Genomic DNA, 21,361 nt, shown 5'->3' on the forward strand with positions numbered 1-21,361 from the left:
TGGCTGCGCGATGGGGGGACCGGCGGACCGTGGCTCGTGATCGGCCCGGACGGTAGGACGGGGGCGTACCGACCGACGGGAGCACGACGTGATCGATCGAGCCGGCCTGGCCGAGTTCCTGCGGAATCGCCGGGGGGCGCTGCAGCCCGAGGACGTCGGGCTCCCGCGCGGGCAGCGCCGTCGCACCGACGGGCTGCGCCGCGAGGAGGTGGCGGCGCTCTGCCACATGTCGACCGACTACTACTCGCGGCTCGAGCGGGAGCGCGGGCCGCACCCGTCCCCGCAGATGCTGGCGTCGATCGCGCAGGGTCTGCACCTCTCGATCGAGGAGCGCGACCATCTCTTCCGGCTCGCGGGCCAGCAGCCCCCGGTCCGCGGGGACGGCGGCGAGCACATCAGCCCCGGCATGCTGCGCATCCTCGACCGCCTCGACGACACGCCCGCGGAGATCGTCACGGAGCTCGGCGAGACGCTGCGTCAGTCCCCGCTGGGGCGCGCGCTCGTCGGCGACGCCACCGCCTACACAGGGCCGTCGCGCAGCCGGGGCTACCGGTGGTTCGCCGACCCCGCCTCCCGTGCGATCTACGAGCCCGCGGAGCACCCGTACCTCTCGCGGCTCTACGCCTCGGGGCTGCGGGGGCTCGTCACGCTCCGCGGTCCGGGGTCGCGCGCGGCCCACCTCGCGAATCTCCTGCTGGAGTCGAGCGAGGAGTTCCGGACCCTGTGGGAGCTCCACGAGGTCGGTCTCCGCGTCCACGACGTGAAGCGGTTCGTGCACCCCGAGGTCGGCCCGCTCGAGCTGAACTGCCAGACGCTGGTCGACCCCGGTCAGTCGCACCTGCTGTTCGTCTACACCGCCGTGCCCGGCAGCGAGAGCTACGAGAAGCTCCAGCTGCTCTCGGTCCTGGGGGCCGGCGCCCTGCGTTGAGAGGTCCCGACGACGGCAGGGGCCGGTCGGGCCCCCGCCGTCGCGTGGATCAGGAGCGGCCGCCCCGGACGACCGTGGACAGCGCGCCCACGGCAAACCGCACCATCGAGCTCGCCACCTGCACCGGGAGGCCGACGACCGTCCCGATCGCGCCGGTGGCGGTCAGGGGTGCCTGCTCCTCGGCGTCGTGGGAGTCGTGGGACTCGTGCCCGTTCCGCCCGTTCGACGGGGCCGTGCCGACCCGGTCGGCGTTGGACTGCACCCGGTTCGACGACGCCCGCTGCCGCGGTGCGTCCGACGTCCCGTTCGAGGTCCCGTTCGACTCCGGGGCCCAACCCTGCCGGCCCTCGGGGCCGGGGGCGCCCTGCGGGCCCGGTGCACCTGCGGGTCCGGGGGGACCCGCCGGGCCGGGAGCGCCCTGCGGGCCTGCCGGGCCCTGGGGTCCGGCCGGTCCGGGCTCGCCGGGAGCGCCCTGGGGTCCGGGGGCACCGACCGGGCCGGCCTCGCCCTGCGGTCCCGGGCTGCCCTGCGGCCCCGCGGGGCCGGGTCCGCCCAGCGGGCCCTGCTCGCCGCGCGGTCCGACGAGGCCCTGCGGCCCCGGCCGTCCCTGCTCGCCGGTCAGGCCCTGCTCGCCCTCGACGCCCTGCTCGCCCTCGATGCCCTGCTCGCCGCGGAGACCCTGCTCCCCGTCGAGGCCCTGCTCGCCCTCGATGCCCTGCACGCCCTGCTCACCGGGCGCGCCCTGGACGCCGGGGTAGCCGTGGACACCCTGCTCGCCCTCGGGACCCTGCTCGCCCGGGAAGCCCTGCTCGCCGCGCAGTCCCTGCTCGCCCATCGGGCCGTGCGGGCCGATGTCGCCGCGCGAGCCCTTGTCGCCCAGCTCACCCTTCTCGCCGCGCTCGCCCTGCGGGCCGGGGTGGCCGTCGCTGCCCTGCTCGCCGGTCAGGCCCTGCTCGCCCTGCACGCCCTGCGCGCCGAGGAGGCCCTGGTCGCCCTGGGGTCCCTTCGGGCCGGCCTCGCCCTGCTCACCGCGGTAGCCGTCCTCGCCATCGTCGCCCTGCTCGCCGACCGGGCCCTGCAGGCCCTGCTCGCCGCGCAGACCCTGCTCGCCGCGCAGACCCGTCGGGCCCTGGTCGCCGTCCGAGCCGTCGGTGCCGTTCGCGCCGTCCCTGCCCGCGTCGCCGGTCGGGCCCTTGTCGCCGGTCGAGCCGTCGGTGCCATCGGTGCCGTCGCGGCCCGGGTCGCCGGTCGGGCCCTTGTCGCCGGGCGGGCCCTTCTCGCCCACCGGGCCCTGCGGCCCCGGCCGGCTCGTCGGCGCCTCGGTGGTCGCCGCGGCCTGCGGGCGGGTGCGCTGCGGGGTGGGCTCGTCGGTCGCGGCGACCGCGGCACGCGGCGTGGTGCGCGCGACGGTCGGCTCGTCGCGCTTCGCTGCGCGTTTCGGCGTATTGGTGGATGTGGTGCCGGTCTTGTCGTTCTCTGCCAAGAGGACTCCTCGGACAGGAGGGGGGCAGCCGTCGCCGGAGGGCGCGGCCGAATGGTGGAGGGGTGCATCGCCGGGAGGGGTGGTGGCGTTCCGGGGTCGGGCCCGGGAGGCCCGGCGGCGGTGTTCGCGAGGGATCGCCACGGCTGGAGCACGTCTGGTGTGAACGCTCCTGCTGAACCGACTGCACGGATGTCGCCGGGCCACGAGGGGCCGCCGACACTCCCTTCGGTTGCCCAGCGCGACGGTGGGGCAACAGTCTTTCCGAGTGACGGCGGTCGCCCGCGCCCTGGCGCCGACCTCGGTGGCGCGCGACCATCCCGGGTGTGAAGTACGGCGTCGTCCTGTTCGCCACCGACGAGACCATCGCCCCGGCGGTGCTGGGCCCGGCCCTCGAGGAGCGGGGCTTCGACTCGCTGTTCGTCCCCGAGCACTCGCACATCCCGGCGAGCCGGGAGAGCCCGGCGCCCGGCGGCGGGGACCTGCCGCGGCACTTCTACCGGACCGTCGACGTCTTCGTGACGCTCTCGGTGGTGGCCGCGACGACGTCCCGGCTGCTCCTCGGGACCGGCGTCGCGCTGCCCGCCGAGCGCGACGTCATCCACACCGCGAAGCAGGTGGCGAGCCTCGACCTGGTCTCCGGCGGGCGCGCGCTGTTCGGCGTGGGGGTCGGGTGGAACCGCGAGGAGGTCCGCGACCACGGCGTCGACCCGCGGAAGCGGGGGAGGGTCCTCGACGAGAAGCTCGCGGCGATGGCCCGCATCTGGACCTCGGAGCTCGCCGAGTTCCACGGCGAGTACGTCGACTTCGACCCGATGTACTGCTGGCCCAAGCCCGTGCAGGCCCCGCACCCGCCGGTCTACGTCGGTGGCGAGAGCGACGCCGCCCTGCGGCGCCTGCGCGACCACGGGGACGCGTGGCTGCGCGACCGGTTCGACCTCGGGACCTTCCGGCGGGTCCGGTCCTGGCTCGCCGACGAGGGCCGTCCCGACGTGCCCTTCACCGCCTTCGGTGCCGACCCCGACGACCTCGACGTCACCGGGTTCGACGAGGTGGGGGTGGAGCGGGTCGCGTTCTGGGTCGACCCCGGTCCCGAACGCGAGGTGCTGACCCGGCTCGACGAGATCGCGGCGCGCTGGGTCCGCTGACCGCGGCCGTCACACGGTGTGGCTCCGACGTCGCACGGCGCCGACGACGGCCGTCACCACGAAGAGGGCGAGCGCGACGAACGCGAGCCAGAGCAGGCCCTTCACGACGAAGCCGATGACGGCGAGCACGACCCAGACGACGAGCGCGATCACGATGATCCTGAGCAGCACGGTGGTTCTCCTACGGTCGTGGTGGGTCGGGGTTCCCACCGGGGACGATGCTCCGGGCGGGGTCGCCCGGACGTGTGGTGCCACGTGGCCGCGGCGTCGTCGGCGTAGCGCTGCGCGAGGTCCCGGTGGTCGTCCCCGAGGGTCTGCGGCCGGGTGTCGAGCAGGCTCAGGGCACCGAGCACCACCCCGCCGTGCCGCAGGGGCACGGCGTGCACCGCGCGGAACCCGGCCGCCCGGGCCGCCGCGGCGTACCCGGGCCAGTGCGCCGTGTCCAGGTCGACGTCCGGGCAGCGCACCTGGGCGCCCGTGGACAGCGCGTCGACCGCGGGCCCGGTGCACAGCACGGCGGCGAACATCTCGAGGGCACGGCCCTGCGGGGAGGACGAGGCGGCCACGCGGAGCCGGCCGCCGACCTCGGCCAGCAGCACCCCGGCCGCCGCCGTGTCCAGGTCGGCCACGCACCGCAGGACCAGGGCCGCGAACAGCGGGTCGGGGTACCGGCGGTCGGGCCGGGAGCGGGGCGGGGCCGGGTGCCGTCTAGGTCGCACGACCGGCCGGCCCCTGCTCGCCGACCTCGTCCGGGGTGCCGTCCTCGAACCACCCGCGGCGGCTCCAGAACACTCCCGCGGCGATGATGCCGACGACCACGAGCAGCGGGACGGTCGCGGCGCCGGCGACCGCCACCAGCCCGGACACCACGAGCACGGTCCCGGCCGTCCAGAGCGCGGCGAACCCGCCCGTGCGCAGGCCGTGGCGGCGGGCCTCCGCCGCCGACGCGCCCGGCACGGGGGACCAGCGCCCACCGGGAGAGGACCCGAACCGGGGCCGGACGGTCGTCGGGAGACCGAGCGCCGCCCCTCCGGCCGAGGACACCATGGCCGTCCCGGTCACGGCTCCGATGCCCGCCAGCACCAGCACCATGGGGAGGAGGGCGTTGGCGAGGAGGAACAGCAGGCCGAGGGCCGCCAGTCCCAGGGGTGGGGCGAGGAGCAGGGCGGTTCTCAGACGGCGCCACGACATGACGACGGGTCCTCTCGGTGCGGTCGATCGACGCTCACCGAGGTCCGGGGTGAAGCTGGCACCGGCCGGCTGCGTGACGGCCCGTTCACGATCGACGGTAGGCGCGGGGTATCCGTCCGGCAACTCGCGCGGGAGGTCCGGGACAGGGGTTCCCCGGAGCGGGGCGACGGCCACCGTGTGCCCTTCGTGACCGACCGTCCGATACGCTGCCGCACCCCACGGCGTCCCGGACCCGACGTCTCACCCGACCGGATGCTCCGCCCTACGGAGCGTCCTCCTGCGGGAGGCGTCTGTGCCGAACGAGGAACCGACCCGAGCGCCGGTCGACCGGCCCGGCGGCACCCCGATCTACACGGTCATGGTCCGGGAGCAGCGGCTGGTCGAGACCTTCGTGTCGCTGACGGACACCCTGGTGCGCGACTTCGACGCCCTCGAGATGCTGACGATGCTCTGCGATCGCTCGGTGGAACTGCTCGGGGTCGCGGACGCGGGCATCCTCCTTATCGACGGTGGCAGCCGTGCCGGCGACGACCCGGTCCGGCTGTCCGTGGCCGCGGCCTCCTCGGAGCGCAGCCGGCTGCTCGAGACGATGGCCGCGACGGTGGCGGTCGGTCCGTGCATCGACTGTCTGCGCACGGGGGAGCCGGTCGTCAGCGAGGACCTCGCGGTCGAACGACGGTGGCCCGACTTCTGTGCGAAGGCCCGTGAGGTCGGGTTCCGTGCCGTGCACGCCGTCCCCCTGCGCCTGCGGGAGGACACCCTCGGGGTGCTCACGCTGCTGGACACCGAGCCCGGCGTGCTCGCCGGGCCGGAGGCCCGGCTCGGGCAGGCCCTCGCCGACGCCGCCACCATCGGGCTGCTCCACCATCGTGCCCTCCGCCGCGCCGAGGCCGTCGTCGGACACCTCGAGGGCGCCCTCGCGAGTCGGGTCGTCATCGAGCAGGCCAAGGGGGTGCTGGCCGCCCGCACCGGAGGATCTCCCGACGACGCCTTCGTCCTGCTCCGCCGTCATGCCCGCAGGAGTGGCGAGCACCTGACCGACCTCGCCCGCCGGGTCGTGGAGGGTGGCGTCGACGCGGGCACCGTCCTCGACGACGACGACGGGGGGTGACCGCGGGACGACGGCCGGTGTGCGGAACGGCGTCGAGGCGGTGTGAGCGCGGCTACACTGAGGGTGTCGTCGATGTGGTGCATCGATGTGGTGCCCCGGCCCCGGCGCCCCGCGCTCTCCGGCCGTGAGGTTCCGATGCAGCCACCGACGGGCCCCGCGCCCACCGCCGCCGCCCCGCGCGTCGGGCCACCGCCACCCCCGCCCGAGGTGGCCGCGGGGGTCCGCGAACGGCGCCTGGTGGAGACGTTCACCGCCGTGACCGACGGCCTGGTCTCGGGCTGCGACGTGCCCGAACTGATGTCGATGCTCGTCGAGCAGGCGGTCGAGCTGCTCGACGTGACCGCCGCGGCGGTGGTGCTCGCCGACGCCTACCGCGACGGCCCGACCGGTCCCCGCGGGTTGACGGTGGCGGCCGCGTCCTCGCAGCGGGCGCGCTGGTTCGAGTCGTTCGCGGTGGAGCTCGCGTCCGGTCCGGGGGTCGACTGCGTGGCGACCGGGCGGGCCGTCTCCGTCGCGGACCTCACCACCGTCCCCGGGCGCCACCGGTGGCCCCGGGTCGCGACCACTGCAGGCGAGGTGGGGTTCCGGGCGGTGCACGCCCTGCCGATGCGCCTGCGGGAGGAGACCGTCGGCGCGCTGACCCTGCACCACGCCGAGCCGCACCTGCTCGACGCCACCGACCTGCGTCTGGCCCAGTCCCTGGCCGACGCGACGACGGTCGGGCTGCTGCACCAGCGGGCCGCCGGTCGGGCCGGCGCGGTCGCCGACGCCCTCACGCTCGCTCTCGAGGAGCGGAGGGTCGTCGACCAGGCGACCGGCGTCCTGGCCGCGCACGGTGCCGTGGGTCCCGACGCCGCCCTCGTGGCGCTGCGCCGGTACGCCCGGAGCCACGACAGCCGCCTCGTCCCGCTCTGCCGGGCCGTGGTGGACGGGCGGACGGTCCCGGCCGCGATCCTGCGCCCCGGCGCGACCGGGACGGGCGCCGGTTGACCCACGCCGGAGCGTCAGGCGCTGCGTCTCGACGCGGCCGGCGCGCACCGGTCCGTGAGGTCGTCCAGGGAGACCCCGAGCTCGCTGCACAGGGCGGCGACGGTGAAGAACGCCGGCGTCGGCACCCGGCCGCTCTCGATCTTGCGGAGCGTCTCGGGGGACATCCCGACCGCGGCGGCCACCGAGGTCATGCTGCGCTCGCCCCGGGCCCGGCGCAGGAGCTCGCCGAGCTTCTGGCCCCGCTCGTGGTCCTCGGGGGTCAGCGGCAGACGCACCATGGGCGTGATAGTAATACCGGGATAGTTATCCCGTTCTCAGGTGGTGCGCGATGATCGAGCTCAAGACCCGGTCCGAGATCGACAGGATGCACGTCGCGGGGCGCTTCGTCGCCGCGGTGCTCACCGAGCTCGCCGGGCGCGCCGAGGTGGGCGTCAACCTGCTCGACCTCGAGCGCCACGCCCGCGCGATGATCACGGAGCGGGGCGCCGAGTCCTGCTACTGGGACTACTCGCCGTCCTTCGGCCGGGGCCCGTTCCGCAACGTCGTCTGCCTCTCGGTGAACGACGCGGTGCTGCACGGCCTCCCGCACGACTACGTGCTGCGCAGCGGCGACGTGCTGAGCATGGACCTCGCGCTGGGCATCGACGGCTGGGTCGCCGACTCCGCGCTGACCGTGATCGTCGGCGAACCGGCGGAGGAGGACGTGCGGCTCGTGCGGGCGAGCGAGGAGGCCCTCGCGGCGGCCGTGGCGGCGGCGCAGCCCGGGCAGCGCCTCGGCGACGTCTCCGCGGCGATCGGCGCCGTCGCGGCGCGGCACGGCTACCCGGTGAACCTCGAGTTCGGCGGCCACGGCCTCGGGCGCACGATGCACGAGGACCCGCACGTGTCGAACGACGGGCGGCCCGGGCGCGGCCTCGTCCTGCGCCCGGGTCTCACCCTCGCCCTCGAGCCGTGGTTCGCCCGCACCACCGACCGGATCGTCTACGACCCCGACGGCTGGACGATCCGCTCGGCCGACGGGTCGCGCACCACCCACAGCGAGCACACGATCGCCGTCACCGAGGAGGGCCCGCTCGTCCTCACCCGGCGCGACGACGAGGTGGCCGCCTGAGGCCGGTCAGCCGGTCTGGCGGGTGTCGCCGTCCTGGCGGGCGAGCGGGGCGCCGGCCAGGTCCTCCTCGTTGCACAGGGCCTTGAGGTTGAAGTACGGCGAGCCCTGGGTGTTGTCGTAGTCGAGGTGGATGGCGAGGATGTCGAGCGGCTCGCCCAGCCAGCTCTCGGCCTCCCGCAGCCACGCCGCGCACCGCTCCAGGGCCGCGGGGAGTTCGTCGTCGCGGAACTCGACGGCGCGGTAGGGGACGTCCTCGACGCGGTCGTGGGCGCCGGTGGGCCGGGGGAGCCCTGCGGCGAGTCCGAGATCATCCAGCTCGAGCCTGGTCGCGTGCTGAGTCACGCCGCGAATTTTCCCGCGCTTCCCGGGACGGCACAAGCGTGACCGCGCGGCGCGTCGCCCCGCGGGCGCTCCCACGCCCCGGACGGGTCGTCGTGATCCCGGTGACGGGTGGCCGTTTCGGCGCGCCACGGCCCCGGGCACACGGAACGCGCCGGCGGGCGTTGCTGGCCGGACCGGGCGATGGCACGACCGTCGTAGGTCCGGTTCAGCAGCGCAGCCGGAGGCCGGTCCCGTCTTCGGTCGACGCCTTCGGCATGCCGGGGACGGGATCGTGCCGCACCGCACGGCAACCGCTCCTTCGGTATCGTCGCCGGTCGGTCGACCACACGGCCCCGATCCACCACCACGGGACGGGAGCCCCATCGTGAACGTCGACAAGGACGAGCAGCTCGTCATCGCCCTGCGCTCCGCCGCGTCGACGCTGGCGAGGCACCGCAGCATCCGGGACCTCGAACAGACGCTGGGCGAGATCGTGGCCGCCGCGGTCGACACCATCCCGGGGGTCGACGCGGGCAGCATCTCGATGGTCGAGAGCGGGCAGGTCCAGACCCGCCAGCCGACCAGCGACGACATCGGCGAGCTCGACGACAAGCAGAGCCAGCTGCACGAGGGGCCCTGCATCACGGCCATCGAGGACCCGCCCGAGAGCGGCATGGTGGTCGCCCAGGACCTCGCCGGGGCCGACGGCGACCGCTGGCCCCGCTTCGGGCCGGTCGTGGTCGAGGCCGGCTACCGGGGCCTGATGTCGGCGCACCTCTCGGTGGAGGGCGGGGTGCGGGCCGCGCTGAACCTCTACGCGACGAGCCCCGACGCCTTCGACGCCACCGCACGCACGTTGGCCGGGCTCTTCGGCATCCAGGCCGCGATCCTGCTCTACGGCGTCAACCAGGCCGGCCACCTGCAGAAGGCGGTGGACAGCCGCGACCTGATCGGGCGGGCCAAGGGCATCCTCTCGGAGCGGTTCGGGGTCGACGACGACACGGCGTTCCAGATGCTGGTGAAGTCGTCCCAGGACACGAACCTCAAGCTCACCGCGGTCGCCCAGTGGCTGACCGAGAGCACCGGGCCGGGCACCGCGCGGGGGGAGGGCCCGTCGGCGACGCTATGACGCGTCCCAGCACATGGACACCGTCGTGCCGCGCGGCGAGTGCGTGATCCGGGCGCGGTCCGCGAGGCCGTGGATGAGCTGCACGCCCCGTCCGCGGAACCCCGGATCCTCGGGCGGCGGCCGCCACGTGCCGTCGTCCTCGACCGTCACCTCGAGCTCGCCGGGTGCGGAACGGGCGAGCCGGAGGCGCACCTCCCCGCACTGCCCGGGATAGGCGTGCTCCACCACGTTGGTGACGGCCTCGTCGACGGCCAGGACGACGTCCTCGGCGAGGTCGGGGTGCAGACCGTCCTCGCGGATCCAGGTCCGGAGGAGCCGCCGCAGGCCCGAGACGGCGTCGCGCGTCGCGGTCCGCGCGGCCTGGACCGAGCGGACCGGCGCGACCGCCGTCGGGTCGCCCGTCACCGGGACAGCCGTAACCACAGGGATCTCCCGACCACGTGAACCTCCGCGAACCGTCACCGCTGGTGTACAGGAACGGGGTCCACCGGGGTCTGGGGCGGATTGATCGCGAATTTACCTCCCGTTCCGGCGGCGGACCACCGCGGACCGGGTCGGTCACAGGTCGTGCTGCTGCCCGTCGCCCGGACGGGCAGGGTGGAGCGCCATGAGCGACCATGCCGACGTCCTCCCCGCGACCGACGCCCCGAGCAGCGCGGACACCGTGCGCGCCTTCCTCACCGCGCTCGAACGGTTCGACGTCCGCGCCGCCGGCGAGCTACTCGATCCCGACGTCGTCTACGAGAACGTCTCGCTGCCGGCCGCCCACGGGCGCGCCGCCACCCTGCGGCTGCTGCGCTCGATGCCCCGCGCGCTGTCGCGCTTCGAGGTGCACACGCACCGGCTGGCCGCGGCGGGCCCGGTGGTGCTGACCGAGCGGACCGACGTCATGGTGGTCGGCCGGGTCCGGGTGGCGTTCTGGGTGTGCGGGACCTTCGAGGTGCACGGCGGGCGCATCACGCTGTGGCGCGACTACTTCGACTGGGCGGCCACCACGGGCGCGCTCGTCTCCGGCGTCACCCGCGCGGTCGGGTCGCTGCTGCGCGGCAGGCCGCGCCGGTGACCGGGGCCGCAGCTCCCTCCGCGTCCCGGCCGGGAGGAGCGTCGAAGCAGAGTTGAAGCCCCTCCGGGGACGGTCTCCTCAATCGCTTCATCGAGGAGGTCGTGATGTCGGAGAGTGCGGAGGACGGTCGGGTGCTGGTGGTCGGTGCCGGGCCGGTGGGCCTGGTGGCGGCGTGCGAGCTGGCCCGGCACGGGGTCGTCCCCCGGGTGGTGGAGGCGCTGGCCGTGCCGACGGTGCAGTCGCGGGCCGTCGGCGTGCAGCCCCGGTCGCAGGAGATGCTCGCGACCCTGGGCGTGCTCGACCGGTTCCTCGCGGCGTCGTTGCCCCAGCAGCGGATCGAGATCGACCAGCCGGACGGCGACGGGTTCCGGCGGCTGACCGGGATGGACCTGGCGCACCTGCCCACGCGGCACCCGAGCATCCTCGACCTGCCGCAGACCGCGACCGAGGCGCTCCTGGGAGACCGGGCGGCCGAGCTCGGGGTCACCGTCGAGCGTGGCGTCACGCTGACCGACCTGCGCCAGGACGCCGACGGGGTCGAGGTCGTCCTGCGCTCCGACCAGGGCGAGGAGCGCACGCGCGTCGACTGGGTGTTCGGGGCCGACGGCGGCCACAGCACGGTGCGTGGGCTGGTGGGCAGCGCCCTGCAGGGCACCTTCACGGGCAGCCACTTCGCGATGGCCGACGTCGTCGTCGAATCGGAGTACGCCCGGGACGTGACGCGCCTCTTCGCCTCGCCCGGGGGTCTCACGGTGATGATGTGCATGCTCGGGGGGCGGACGCGGCTGCTGTTCCAGGTCCCCGACCCGGGGCCCGACGCCGGCGAGCCGACCCTCGAGCTCGTCCAGGAGCTGGCGACGGCGCGGATGGGCCGCACGGTGCGGGTGTCCGATCCCAGCTGGCTGACCTACTACTCGGTCCACCAGGCCCAGATCCCGCAGTACCGGGTCGGCCGCGTCTTCCTGGGCGGCGACGCCGCGCACATCCACAGCCCGGCCGCCGCGCAGGGCATGAACACCGGCCTGCAGGACGCGGCCAACCTCGCGTGGAAGCTCGCCCTGGTCCGACGCGGCCTGGCCTCCGAGCAGCTCCTCGACTCCTACCACGCCGAACGGCACCCGGTCGGCGCCGCGGTCGTCCGGGAGGCGACCGCGATGGCCCGGTCGATGACCCTCACCGGCCTCCCGGCCGTCGCGCGCAACACCGGGATGCGCATCGTCGGGCACAGCGACCGGCTCGCGCACGCCATGGCGAGGAACATCGCCCAGCTGACCGTCGCCTACCGGAACAGCCCGATCGTCCGGCGGGTGGGCCACGCCCCGCACGGTGCCCTGCGGCCCGGGGAGCACCTCGACGACCTCGCCGAGCTGACCGACCCGGCCGGGACCCCGGTGCTGATCGAGGAGCTCCTGCGGGACCGGCCCGGGCACCTCCTCCTCACCCGCACCGCCGACGACGACGGCCTCGCGCGGCTCCGGGCCGCCCTCGGCGACCTGGGAACAGTGGTGCCCGTCGTCCCGCGGGCCGCCGGAGCGGCACCCGACGCGGTCGTCGACCCGACCGGTGCCCTCGCCACCCGCTACGGGCTCGGCGACGACGGCCTCGTCCTGATCCGCCCCGACGGCTACCTCGGCTACGTGTCCACCTCGAGCGACGGCGGTGAGCTGCGGGACTTTCTCGACGAGACCGGTCTGACCGGCGGCACCGCGTCGTCCGTCGTGCTCGGACCGGAGACGTCCGGCGCCCGGTAGGTCAGACTCTGGGCCGTGGCCTCCGGATCTCCCTCCCCCCGGTTCCGCGACCTCGGCCCGTTGGTGGTCGAGACCGACGGCCTCGAGGCGTCGCCGACGGGGCGCCCGGCGCTCGCGCTGGCGCTGCTGCTGATCCACGCGAACCGACGGGTGAGCGCCGACGCCCTGCGCGAGGCCCTGTGGGGCGAGGCGACGGGGCGGCGGGCGGCGTCCACGCTCGAGTCGCACATGTTCCGGCTGCGCCGGGTGGTGGAGCCCGAGCGGGCCGCGGGCCAGGCGCCGTCGGCGGTGATCTCGGAGCCCGGCGGCTACCGCCTCGTCGTGGCGCCCGACCGGGTCGACTCCCTGCGCTTCGCCGCGCTGGCCGCCGACGCCGCGGAGCTGCTCCGCAGCGGCCAGCCCGAGCGGGCCCGCCGCAAGAGCGAGGAGGCCCTGGCCCTGCGTCGGGGACGGCCCTTCGAGCCGGCGTCGGACCAGGAGTGGGCGGCCGCCGCGGTGTCGCGGCTCGAGGAGGTCCACGCGCAGCTGTGCGAGACCCACGTCGAGGCCCTGCTGGGTTGCGGCGACCCGGAGGGCGCCCTGCGCGAGCTCGGGACCGTGCTCGCCGAGCACCCGTTGCGCGAGCGGCTGTGGGGCCAGCGGATGCTGGCCGCGTTCCGGTGCGGCCGGACCGACGAGGCGCTGGACGCGTACCAGCGGATCCGCCGGGCCCTGCTCGACGAGCTCGGTGTCGAGCCCGGGCGGGAGCTGCGCGACCTGCAGGCCCGCATCCTCGCCGACGACGAGGGCCTGGTCGGCGCCCCCGCGCGGCCGACCCCGCCGCCGGCCCGGTCCGCACCGGTGGACCTCCCGCGCCGCCACGGGACGCTGATCGGGCGGGAGGAGGAGCTGGGTCAGGTCCTCGCCCTGTGCAGCGACCACCCGGTGGTCACCCTCGTCGGGGCCGCGGGGTGCGGGAAGACGCGGTTGGCGGTCGAGGCGGCCGCCGGCGCGGCCGACGAGTTCGTGGACGGCATCTGGTTCGTCGACCTCACGGCCGCCGCGCGGGACGCCGAGGTGGTCGACGCGGTCGTCTCGGCGCTGGGCCTCGCGCCCGCCCCGGCCGGGAGCCCCACCGACGCGGTCCGGATGGCCGTCCGCGACCGCCGGATGCTGCTCGTGCTGGACAACTGCGAGCACGTGCTCGACGGCGTCGCCGAGCTCGTCGACGCCCTCCACGTGCCCGGCGCGGAGCTCTCGATCCTGGCCACCAGCCGGGAGCCGCTGCAGGTCGACCCCGAGGTGGTGCTCCTCCTCGAGCCGCTCGCGACCTCGGGCCCCGGTGGGCCCGAGGACGTCCCCGCCGTCCGGCTGTTCCTCGACCGGATCGCCGGGCCGCTGCCGACCGAGGAGAGCCGCGCCGAGCAGCTCGCCCTGGTGGCCGACATCTGCCGCTCCGTCGACGGCGTGCCGCTGGCCGTCGAGCTCGCCGCGGGCCGCACCCGGGCCTACGGACTGGCGGAGATCGCCGCGCAGGTCGCCCGGGACCCGGCGGCGCTGCGCCAGCTGCGGCGCGGTCCCTCCCGGCAGGAGACGGTGCGCTCCGCGGTCCAGTGGAGCTACCGCATGCTCACCGCCACCGAGCAGCTCGTGCACCGCCGCACGGCGGTGGTCCCCGGTCCCTTCACCGCCGACGCCGCGGCCCGGGTGGCCGGCGTCGAGCGCGCCGACGTCGACGACGTGCTCGTCGGGCTGGTGCACCGGTCGATGCTCGGGGCGCTCGGCCCCGCCCGGCCCGGGGGGCCGTCGCGCTTCGCGCAGCTCACGACGATCCGCGCGCACGGGCAGCACGAGCTCGCCGCCCTCCACGAGTCCGAGGCGGCCGTCCGCGCCCGCGACGCCCGGGTGGCCGAGCTGGTCGGGGCCCGGCCCCGGCTCGGGCATCCCGACGAGCGCCGCTGGTTCCAGGCCCTGGACGACGACCTGGCCGCGGTGCGCGCGACGCTGGACCACACGCTGGCCCTCACCGCAGATCCCCTGGGCTGCCGGCTCGTCGGGAACCTGACGATGTTCTGGTACCACCGCGGCCTCGTGCCGGAGGGCGGCCGGTTCTTCGCGCTCGCCCGTGACGTGCCCACGGCGTCGCCCCTCGAGCGCGCGCTGGTCCTGGTCGGCCTCGCGGGGGAGCGCGCGCTGGCGCAGCGGATGGACGTCGCCGACCCGCTGATCGCCGAGGCGCTGCGGGTGGGGGAGGACCGCACGCCGGACGGCGACGTGCGGTTCGGCGAGAGCCTCCTCGAGCTCGCGGGGGGCGTGCAGCTCGCGGGCGACCTCGCGGGCGCCGCGGACCTCGCGCGGCGGGCCCTCGGGATCGCCGACCGGCACGACGACGAGCGGCTCGCCCTCATCGCCCGGGCCCGGCTCGCGATGCTCCCGGGCGATCCGGCCGCGACGGCGTCCGCCCCGGAGATCTACGCGGCGGCGCAGGAGGAGAACCACTACGCGGCGCACCTCGCCGCCACGGCGGCGACCCTGGCCGCGGTCGCCCGCGGGGACGCCGCGACCGGCCTCGCGTGGTCCGACCGGATCCTGGACCTCCACCGCCGGCACGGCGTCGCCCAGGCGCCGGTGGTCCTGGAGATGCGGGCCAACCTCCTGACGATGGCCGGCGACCCGCTCGGGGCCGTGCGCCTCTACGCCGCGGCCCGGGCCCACAACCGGCGGGCGGGGCTCCCGTGGCCGAGCCGGGACATCACGGCGGCGCTGCTGGCGCGGGCCGCCGACCTCGTCGACCGCACCCGCTACGAGGACGCATGGCGCAGCGGGAGCGGTCTGACGCTGACCGACCTCGAGCCGTCGACGCCCCCGGGCGCCCCGGCGGTGGTGACGTTGGAGAGGTCTTGAAGCGCCGTGCGCCACGGTGGCCCTACGGCCGTCGCGACGAGGGTCGACCCGGAGGGAGACCGACATGACCGAGGACCCGCGCCCCTACGTCGAGGACCTGCTCGAGGTCCTGGCCGCCGACCCGCAGCGCACCGTCGTGCGGCGCGAGGGCGTCGACACCTCCGCCGCGGAGCTGGCCGGCGCGATCCACCGCTACGCCCGGGCGCTCGACGAGCTCGGGATCGGCCGCGGCGACCTCGTCGCGATGTACGCGCCGAACCGGGTCGAGGCCCTCGCGGTGCGCTACGCGACCCACGTCCTCGGTGCCGCCTCCGTCTACCTCTCCGCGCCGCCCGACCCCGACATCCGCGCCCGGATGCTCGTCGACTACGCGCCGCGGCTCGTGGTCGTCTTCCCGGAGACCCGGCACCTGCTGCCCACGACGACCGCGCCGGTCGCCGCCGTGGGGGCCGTGCCCGGCGTCGGGCTGCGCCTCGACGAGCTCGCTGCGGCCGCCTCCGACGCCCCGCTCGCCCCGCGGGCCCGTCCCGACGACCTCGCCGTCCTCGTCTCCTCCGGGGGCACCACCGGCGTCCCGAAGGCGAGCGTCCGCGACTTCGCGACCTGGACCGCCGCCGTGACCCCGCCGCGCCGGCCCGAGCGTCGCCAGCTCGCCGACGGCGCGCTGGCCTACCTCACCCAGATCCTGGTCGACCAGACGCTGCTCGGCGGCGGCACGGTGGTCCTGGCCGACGGCGTCGTCGCCGACGAGGTCCTGGCCGCGATCGAGGCCGAGCGGATCACCGACCTGTTCCTGGTGGAGCCCCAGCTCTTCGAGGTGATGGACCACCCCGACGTCGAGCGCCGCGACCTGTCGTCGCTGCGGGCCGTGACCCACATCGGGGCCTCCGCGGCGCCCACCCTGCGGATGCGCGCCCGGGCCCGGCTCGGCCCGGTGGTCGCCCACACCTACGGCGCCAGCGAGATGGGCATCGTGAGCGCGCTGCGTCCCGAGGAGCACGACCTCCACCACCCCGACCTGTTCACCTGCGCCGGGCACGTCGTCCCCGGGGTCGAGGTCCGGTTCCGCCTGCCCGACGGGTCGCTGCACCCGAGCGAGGGCTCCATCGAGGTGCGTTCCCCGCAGATGGCGCAGGGCTACCGGAACCGCCCGGACGAGCAGGCCGACCACTTCGTCGACGGCTGGTACCGCAGCGGCGACCTGGGCCGTCTCGACGACGAGGGCTACCTGCACTTCCTGGGCCGCGGCGTCGACTCGGAGGTGGTCGGCGGCGTGCTCGTCACCCCGACCACCCTGCAGGACGTCCTCTGCCGGGTGCCGGCGGTGCGCTACGCCGTGGTGGTCCCGGTGCTCTCCGACGGCGTGCGCCTCGCGGCGGTCGTCCCGTGGCCCGGCGCCGAGGTCGACGACGAGGCGTGCGTGGCCGCGGTCCGCGCGGAGTACGGGGACGGCGTGGCCGACTCGCTGCGAGTCCTCGCGGTCGACCGGGTGCCCCTCACCGAGCAGGGCAAGCCCGACCGGCGGGCCCTGCTGGAGCTGTTCCGGACGACCGCCTCCTCGGCCGGACGCCCCTGACGGGGCAGACTGCGACGGTGATCCGGAGCCGTGCCGCCGGTGGGGTGGTCGTCGACCCGCGGGGTCGGGTGGTCGTCGTGCGCCAACGCGCGTGGACGTGGTCGTTGCCCAAGGGCCACGTGGACCCCGGCGAGGGCGTGCTCGACGCGGCCCGGCGGGAGATCCACGAGGAGTGCGGCCTGGCCGACCTGGAGCTGGTGCGCGAGCTCGGGTCGTTCTCCCGGCTCGGCGTCGGTCGTGGCCTGCCCGAGTGGAAGACGATCACGCTCTACCTGTTCCGCAGCCCCGAGGCCGACCTGCGGCCGCTCGACCCGGCCAACCCGGAGGCCCGGTGGGTGCCGCCCGACGAGGTCGCGGGGCTGCTCTCGAACCCGGCCGACGGGCGGTTCTTCACCGAGCAGGTGCTGCCGGTGCTGTCCGCGGGGTGAGCCCCCGTGGTGATGTGGGCGACGCGGTGAACGCCGCGGCGCGGAAGTTCGTCACGCGGGAGGCGTGAGGCTCAGCCGTCGAAGCGGTCCACGTGGCGCACGGTGGGGCGGCGGATCGAGAAGGGGTTGTCCCAGGTCGAGTCGTCGACCTCGCCGACGGGCGGGCCGTTCGTCACCACCACGTAGGCCTCCCCGGTGTCGAAGATCGCCTGCACGGTCGCGGTGTCGGCGACGCGGCGGCCGGGCGCCGACGCGGGACCCCGGCGGCCGGGCCGGCGATCGGTGCGCGCCGCCAGCTGCCCCGACAGGGCCTGCCCGACCGTCGCGGTCCACTCCTCGGCGCCGTGCGCGAACCGCACCGAGCGGACCCGGTCCGTCGGGGGCGCCACCTCGGCGCCGGCGATCCCCGCGAGCTCGGCGTAGCGGGCCTCGGCGCCGTCAGGACCCTCGCCCGGCACGGAGAACGCGGTCATCCGGCCGCCCTCCCCGCCACGATCTGGTGCCGCGGGTACGGGCCGCGGCAGGACAGGTCGTCGTGCCGCAGATCCGCGACGCGCTCGGTGAGCCAGCGCGGCCCGGCGATCTCGCGCGCCCCCCACGGCGTCTCGCCCCACACCAGACCGCACTGCTCCGCGGTGGCCTCGGCGAGCCGGTCGCGGTGGTCGGGGAACACCTCGGCGTCGGCCACGACGGCCAGCCGCTCGAGGTCGACCGGGACGGCCGCGCCGTCGGGGGAGAGGACGGTGGCGCCGACGTAGGCGTGCACGTGCGGGCGGAGCCCGTTGGTCCCGGGGACGCGTTCCTCGACGATGTGGGTGATGCGCAGCCGGGCGGACGCGGGGGCGTCGGCGAGGTGGCGGTCCTGGACGAGGCGGGCGGTCACGCGGGCCTGCCGGATGTAGATCTTCCGGAGCAGGGCCAGGTCGCCCGAGTGCCCGGTCGACTCGAGCATCGTCATGTGGACGGCCAGCGAGAGCGGCATCGGCACGGTGACGTCGACGGCGTCGTCGGGCGGAAAGCCGGTGACCAGGTCGAACAGCGGCGCGGGATCCGCGCGCGGGCCGGACACCGACGTCACCCCGACCACCCCCGACCGCATCGTCGCGAGAGGTCAACCTACGGCGCCGGACCCGCTACCGCGAGGCGCGGTGGGCCTCCAGGAAGGCCGGCACGGCGTCGGCCCCGGCCACCGCGTCGGCGCTGATGACCTCGTCCACGGGGCGCCCGCGCAGCACCTGCTTGACCGGGCGCTCGAGCTTCTTGCCGGTCAGGGTGCGCGGCACCGCCGGGACGGCCGCGATGAGGTCGGGCACGTGGCGCGGGGAGAGGTTGCGGCGCAGCGCGGTCGCGATCCGGGCGCGGAGGTCGTCGTCGAGCTCGGCGCCGGGGACGAGCGCGACGAACAGCAGCAGCTCGCCCGCGCCGCCCTCGTCGTCCTCGAGGTGCACGACGAGCGAGTCGGCCACCTCCGCCATCGCCTCGACCACGTCGTAGAACTCGGCGGTACCCAGCCGCACCCCGCCGCGGTTCAGCGTCGCGTCCGAACGTCCGGTGATCACGCAGCTGCCGCGGTCGGTGAAGCGCACCCAGTCACCGTGGCGCCAGACGCCCGGGTAGGTGTCGAAGTAGGCCTCGCGGTAGCGCTCGCCGTCGGGGTCGTTCCAGAACCCGACCGGCATCGAGGGCATCGGGGCCCGCACGACGAGCTCGCCGAGCTGCTCGACGACGGAGTGGCCGTCCTCGTCGAACGCGGCGACGTCGTGGCCGAGGCACGGGCCGGACATCTCCCCGCGGTACACCGGCTGCCAGGGGCTGCCGCCGACGAAGCCGCTGCAGACGTCGGTGCCGCCGCTCAGCGGGTTGAGCACGATGTCGGGGCCGAGGTGCTCGTAGACCCAGTCGAACACCTCCGCCGGCAGCGGCGCCCCCGTGGTGCCGAGCTGGCGCAGCTGCGGCCACCGCGGCGGCACGACCCCGGCCTTGCGGCACGCCGACAGGAAGCCCGGGCTCGCGCCCAGCAGCGCGACGCCGGTCTCGGCCGCGAGCCGCCACTGCGCCTCCAGGTCGGGCCAGAGCGGGTTGCCGTCCAGCAGCACGACGGCGCCGCGGTGCAGCAGCACCGAGATCGTGATGTTCCACATCGCCCAGGCGGTGGTGGTGAACCACAGCGTCCGGTCGCCGGGCCGGATGTCGAAGTGCAGGCCGAAGAGCCGCAGGTGCTCGAGCAGGATGCCGCCGTGGCCGTGGACGATCGCCTTCGGCAGGCCCGTGGTGCCCGAGGAGAACAGCACGTAGAGCGGGTGGTCGAAGTCGAGCTCCGCGAACTCGAGCGGCCCGGGCTCGGCGAGGAGCTCGTCCCACGTCATCGCGTCGGGCACCGGGTGCGGCCCGTAGTCCAGGCCGACGACGTACCGCACGGTCGGCAGGCCCTCGCGGATGCGCGCGAGCTCGTCGCGCTGGTCGATCTCCTTGTCGCCGTAGCGGTAGGACGCCACGGCGAGCAGCACCGTCGGCTCCACCTGGGCGAGCCGGTCGACCACGCTGTGGGCGCCGAACTCCGGCGCGCACGCCGCCCAGACGGCGCCGAGGCTCGCGGCGGCGAGAAACGCGACGATCGTCTCGGGGACGTGCGGGAGGTACCCGACGACGCGGTCGCCCCGGCCGACGCCGAGGCGCTGCAGCCCGGCGCGGGCCCGCCCCACCTGGTCGCGCAGCTCGCCGAAGGTGAGGTCCCGGGGCCCGCGGGTCTGCGAGCGGGCGATGATCGCGGGGCGGTCGAGGTCGGCGTCGGTGCCGAGCATGTGCGCGGCGTAGTTCAGTCGGGCGCCCGGGAACCACTGCGCCCCGGGCATCGTCGTGGACCCCAGCACCCGCTCGTAGGTGCCGGGCACCCGGTAGTGCTCCCAGATCGACGCCCAGAACGCCTCCGGGTCGGCCACCGACCAGTGCCACATGTCGGTGTAGTCCTCGAACTCCAGCCCGCGGACGGACGCCAGGTGGTCCCGGTAGGCGCCGATCCCCGTGCCGTCGAGGGGGCCGGGCGCGCGCAACAGCTGGGGTCCCTCGACGGCGGTCATGGTCCGATCGTGCCGTGACCGCCGTCTCACCGCGAGGGGTTCGGCCTGCGGCCTCGTGCGTGTGTTTCCGTGCTGGGGCACGGAAACGCACGCACACTCGCTGAGGTGCCCACCCGGCCGCCCCCCGGGGTGACCGAACGATTGACCACTCCTGGTGCCGCGCTAGAGTGCAACTGTTCGGACGAAGGAGCGACGATGACGAGCACGATGCAGCGCCGGGTGGACATTCCCCGGCGCGTCGGCTGATCCAGGGAGCCGGCGCGCGTCACCTCGCCGACCGGCCCTGCGGTCCGCCTCGTCCCGCCGCACCGAATGCGAGCCCCCGTGATGACCTGCAGCCCCGACCTCGTCGAACTCCCCGACCTCACCGCCGTCGACCACCTCGTGCTGGAGGTCGACGGCCGTCAGGGTCTCGCCCACCTCGATCGGGTGGTGGGCCTGCTCCGGGGGCGCCGCCACCCGGTGGCCGGGCTGTCGTGCGACCTCGACGGAGACCTCGCCCGCATCGTCGTGTGGGGCGAGGACCTGCACGGCGGGGACGACGACGCCCTCGTCGTGCGGCGGCTGGAGCGGCTGCCCGGGGTGCTCGCGGTCCGCGTCGCGGCCGGCACCGCGGATCGTCGGGCGTGAGCATCGACCGAAAGGGGCACTGATGGCCGGTCGCGAGAGGCCGCCGCGGATCGACGACGTCGACCGCCGCGTGCTGGAGCTGCTCGGCGCCGACCCCCGGGCGTCGGTGCGGGCCCTGGCGCGGGCGATCGGGATGTCGGCCGGCGCGGTGGGGGAGCGGCTCGAGCGCCTGCAGGAGCGCGAGGTGATCCGCGGCTTCACCCTCGACGTCGACCCGGCCGCGCTGGGCTTCGGCCTCGAGGTGCTCGTCGCGATCGAGCTCCGTCAGGGCAACCCCGTGGAGAGCACGATCGACCTGCTCGCGGGTATCGCCGAGGTCCAGGCCATCCAGCTCGTGACCGGCCGCTGGGACCTCGTCCTGACCCTGCTGGTCCGCGACCAGCACCACCTGCGCGAGGTGCTGCTCGGCGACGTGTGGTCGGTGGCCGACTTCCAGCACAGCGAGACGATGATCATCCTCGAGACGCGGCGGCGCAGCGCGCGGGAGCCGGTCGGGGAGGAGACGGCCCGCACCGGGTCGGTCGAGCCGTAGCCCGGTGGGGAC

Annotated in this window: 23 protein-coding genes; 13 read left to right on the plus strand and 10 right to left on the minus strand. The window is 75.5% G+C overall.

Translation table 11 applies throughout. From position 1 onward, the window contains the following. Positions 1-88 precede the first annotated feature (88 nt). The gene (locus ACFPBZ_RS06455) at positions 89-928 is read left to right on the plus strand and encodes a helix-turn-helix transcriptional regulator (RefSeq protein WP_378035194.1); all 840 of its coding nucleotides are present in this window, start codon (positions 89-91) and stop codon (positions 926-928) included. Positions 929-977: 49 nt separating this feature from the next. On the opposite strand, the gene ACFPBZ_RS06460 is transcribed toward ACFPBZ_RS06455, so the two are convergent. Then, positions 978-2,411 carry a collagen-like domain-containing protein gene (locus ACFPBZ_RS06460; protein WP_378035195.1) on the minus strand — a complete coding sequence of 478 codons (1,434 nt, stop codon included), beginning with the start codon at positions 2,409-2,411 and terminating at the stop codon, positions 978-980. A gap of 323 nt (positions 2,412-2,734) precedes the next feature. Between ACFPBZ_RS06460 and ACFPBZ_RS06465 the strand changes: the two genes are divergently transcribed. Further along, positions 2,735-3,556, plus strand: a complete 822-nt coding sequence (locus tag ACFPBZ_RS06465) for an LLM class F420-dependent oxidoreductase (protein WP_378035196.1) — start codon at positions 2,735-2,737, stop codon at positions 3,554-3,556. Positions 3,557-3,565: 9 nt separating this feature from the next. Here the strand turns inward: ACFPBZ_RS06465 and ACFPBZ_RS06470 are convergent, their stop codons facing one another. Genes ACFPBZ_RS06470 through ACFPBZ_RS06480 form a run of 3 tightly spaced genes read right to left on the minus strand, consistent with a single transcriptional unit; the run spans position 3,566 to position 4,747 of the window. Beyond that, complete coding sequence (locus ACFPBZ_RS06470) at positions 3,566-3,727, minus strand: hypothetical protein (protein WP_378035197.1); 162 nt, start codon at positions 3,725-3,727, stop codon at positions 3,566-3,568. After that, on the minus strand, positions 3,706-4,275 hold the full coding sequence (locus ACFPBZ_RS06475) for a GAF domain-containing protein (protein WP_378035198.1): 570 nt from the start codon (positions 4,273-4,275) through the stop codon (positions 3,706-3,708). The genes ACFPBZ_RS06470 and ACFPBZ_RS06475 overlap by 22 nt, the downstream gene beginning before the upstream one ends. Beyond that, complete coding sequence (locus ACFPBZ_RS06480; RefSeq protein ID WP_378035199.1) at positions 4,265-4,747, minus strand: hypothetical protein; 483 nt, start codon at positions 4,745-4,747, stop codon at positions 4,265-4,267. The genes ACFPBZ_RS06475 and ACFPBZ_RS06480 overlap by 11 nt, the downstream gene beginning before the upstream one ends. 292 nt (positions 4,748-5,039) lie before the next feature. Here ACFPBZ_RS06480 and ACFPBZ_RS06485 point away from each other — a divergent pair, with 292 nt between their 5' ends. Both ACFPBZ_RS06485 and ACFPBZ_RS06490 read left to right on the plus strand, forming a co-directional pair. Further along, the gene (locus ACFPBZ_RS06485) at positions 5,040-5,858 is read left to right on the plus strand and encodes an ANTAR domain-containing protein (protein WP_378035200.1); all 819 of its coding nucleotides are present in this window, start codon (positions 5,040-5,042) and stop codon (positions 5,856-5,858) included. A gap of 135 nt (positions 5,859-5,993) precedes the next feature. After that, positions 5,994-6,848 (plus strand): GAF and ANTAR domain-containing protein, encoded by an 855-nt coding sequence (locus ACFPBZ_RS06490; protein WP_378035201.1) that lies wholly within the window; start codon positions 5,994-5,996, stop codon positions 6,846-6,848. A 14-nt stretch (positions 6,849-6,862) separates the two neighbouring features. On the opposite strand, the gene ACFPBZ_RS06495 is transcribed toward ACFPBZ_RS06490, so the two are convergent. Then, a complete protein-coding gene (locus tag ACFPBZ_RS06495) occupies positions 6,863-7,126 on the minus strand; it encodes a helix-turn-helix domain-containing protein (RefSeq protein WP_378035202.1) in 264 nt (87 codons plus the stop codon). 50 nt (positions 7,127-7,176) lie between these two features. On the opposite strand from ACFPBZ_RS06495, the gene map reads away from it, so the two are divergent. Next, positions 7,177-7,959 (plus strand): type I methionyl aminopeptidase, encoded by a 783-nt coding sequence (gene map / locus ACFPBZ_RS06500; protein ID WP_378035203.1) that lies wholly within the window; start codon positions 7,177-7,179, stop codon positions 7,957-7,959. 6 nt (positions 7,960-7,965) lie between these two features. Here map and ACFPBZ_RS06505 read toward each other — a convergent pair whose 3' ends face one another. Continuing rightward, the gene (locus ACFPBZ_RS06505) at positions 7,966-8,301 is read right to left on the minus strand and encodes a hypothetical protein (protein ID WP_378035204.1); all 336 of its coding nucleotides are present in this window, start codon (positions 8,299-8,301) and stop codon (positions 7,966-7,968) included. 364 nt (positions 8,302-8,665) lie between these two features. Between ACFPBZ_RS06505 and ACFPBZ_RS06510 the strand changes: the two genes are divergently transcribed. Continuing rightward, a complete protein-coding gene (locus ACFPBZ_RS06510; protein WP_378035205.1) occupies positions 8,666-9,409 on the plus strand; it encodes a GAF and ANTAR domain-containing protein in 744 nt (247 codons plus the stop codon). Here the strand turns inward: ACFPBZ_RS06510 and ACFPBZ_RS06515 are convergent. Then, complete coding sequence (locus ACFPBZ_RS06515; RefSeq protein WP_378035206.1) at positions 9,404-9,814, minus strand: ATP-binding protein; 411 nt, start codon at positions 9,812-9,814, stop codon at positions 9,404-9,406. The two genes, ACFPBZ_RS06510 and ACFPBZ_RS06515, sit on opposite strands and share 6 nt — an antisense overlap. 202 nt (positions 9,815-10,016) lie before the next feature. Between ACFPBZ_RS06515 and ACFPBZ_RS06520 the strand changes: the two genes are divergently transcribed. From ACFPBZ_RS06520 to ACFPBZ_RS06540, 5 genes are all read left to right on the plus strand, one after another. Then, positions 10,017-10,472: a limonene-1,2-epoxide hydrolase family protein gene (locus ACFPBZ_RS06520; protein ID WP_378035207.1), complete on the plus strand. Its 456-nt coding sequence runs from the start codon at positions 10,017-10,019 to the stop codon at positions 10,470-10,472. Between the two features lie 104 nt (positions 10,473-10,576). Beyond that, on the plus strand, positions 10,577-12,223 hold the full coding sequence (locus ACFPBZ_RS06525) for an FAD-dependent monooxygenase (protein WP_378035208.1): 1,647 nt from the start codon (positions 10,577-10,579) through the stop codon (positions 12,221-12,223). A 15-nt stretch (positions 12,224-12,238) separates the two neighbouring features. Next, positions 12,239-15,106 carry an AfsR/SARP family transcriptional regulator gene (locus ACFPBZ_RS06530; protein WP_378035209.1) on the plus strand — a complete coding sequence of 956 codons (2,868 nt, stop codon included), beginning with the start codon at positions 12,239-12,241 and terminating at the stop codon, positions 15,104-15,106. Positions 15,107-15,170: 64 nt separating this feature from the next. Next, positions 15,171-16,682 carry a class I adenylate-forming enzyme family protein gene (locus ACFPBZ_RS06535; protein ID WP_378035210.1) on the plus strand — a complete coding sequence of 504 codons (1,512 nt, stop codon included), beginning with the start codon at positions 15,171-15,173 and terminating at the stop codon, positions 16,680-16,682. 17 nt (positions 16,683-16,699) lie between these two features. Then, complete coding sequence (locus ACFPBZ_RS06540) at positions 16,700-17,110, plus strand: NUDIX domain-containing protein (RefSeq protein WP_378035211.1); 411 nt, start codon at positions 16,700-16,702, stop codon at positions 17,108-17,110. A gap of 71 nt (positions 17,111-17,181) precedes the next feature. Here the strand turns inward: ACFPBZ_RS06540 and ACFPBZ_RS06545 are convergent, their stop codons facing one another. From ACFPBZ_RS06545 to ACFPBZ_RS06555, 3 genes are read right to left on the minus strand one after another with little or no spacing between them, the layout of a single operon-like run. Continuing rightward, the gene (locus ACFPBZ_RS06545; protein ID WP_378035212.1) at positions 17,182-17,583 is read right to left on the minus strand and encodes a hypothetical protein; all 402 of its coding nucleotides are present in this window, start codon (positions 17,581-17,583) and stop codon (positions 17,182-17,184) included. Beyond that, a complete protein-coding gene (locus ACFPBZ_RS06550) occupies positions 17,580-18,188 on the minus strand; it encodes a hypothetical protein (protein WP_378035213.1) in 609 nt (202 codons plus the stop codon). The genes ACFPBZ_RS06545 and ACFPBZ_RS06550 overlap by 4 nt, the downstream gene beginning before the upstream one ends. A gap of 55 nt (positions 18,189-18,243) precedes the next feature. Continuing rightward, positions 18,244-20,187: an acetoacetate--CoA ligase gene (locus tag ACFPBZ_RS06555; RefSeq protein ID WP_378035214.1), complete on the minus strand. Its 1,944-nt coding sequence runs from the start codon at positions 20,185-20,187 to the stop codon at positions 18,244-18,246. Positions 20,188-20,511: 324 nt separating this feature from the next. Between ACFPBZ_RS06555 and ACFPBZ_RS06560 the strand changes: the two genes are divergently transcribed. Continuing rightward, positions 20,512-20,817 (plus strand): hypothetical protein, encoded by a 306-nt coding sequence (locus ACFPBZ_RS06560; protein ID WP_378035215.1) that lies wholly within the window; start codon positions 20,512-20,514, stop codon positions 20,815-20,817. 22 nt (positions 20,818-20,839) lie between these two features. Beyond that, positions 20,840-21,349, plus strand: a complete 510-nt coding sequence (locus ACFPBZ_RS06565; protein ID WP_378035216.1) for an Lrp/AsnC family transcriptional regulator — start codon at positions 20,840-20,842, stop codon at positions 21,347-21,349. Positions 21,350-21,361: the final 12 nt, after the last annotated feature.

Origin of the sequence: Actinomycetospora atypica (assembly GCF_042653685.1) — a bacterium.
In the GTDB taxonomy this organism is placed as follows: domain Bacteria; phylum Actinomycetota; class Actinomycetes; order Mycobacteriales; family Pseudonocardiaceae; genus Actinomycetospora; species Actinomycetospora atypica.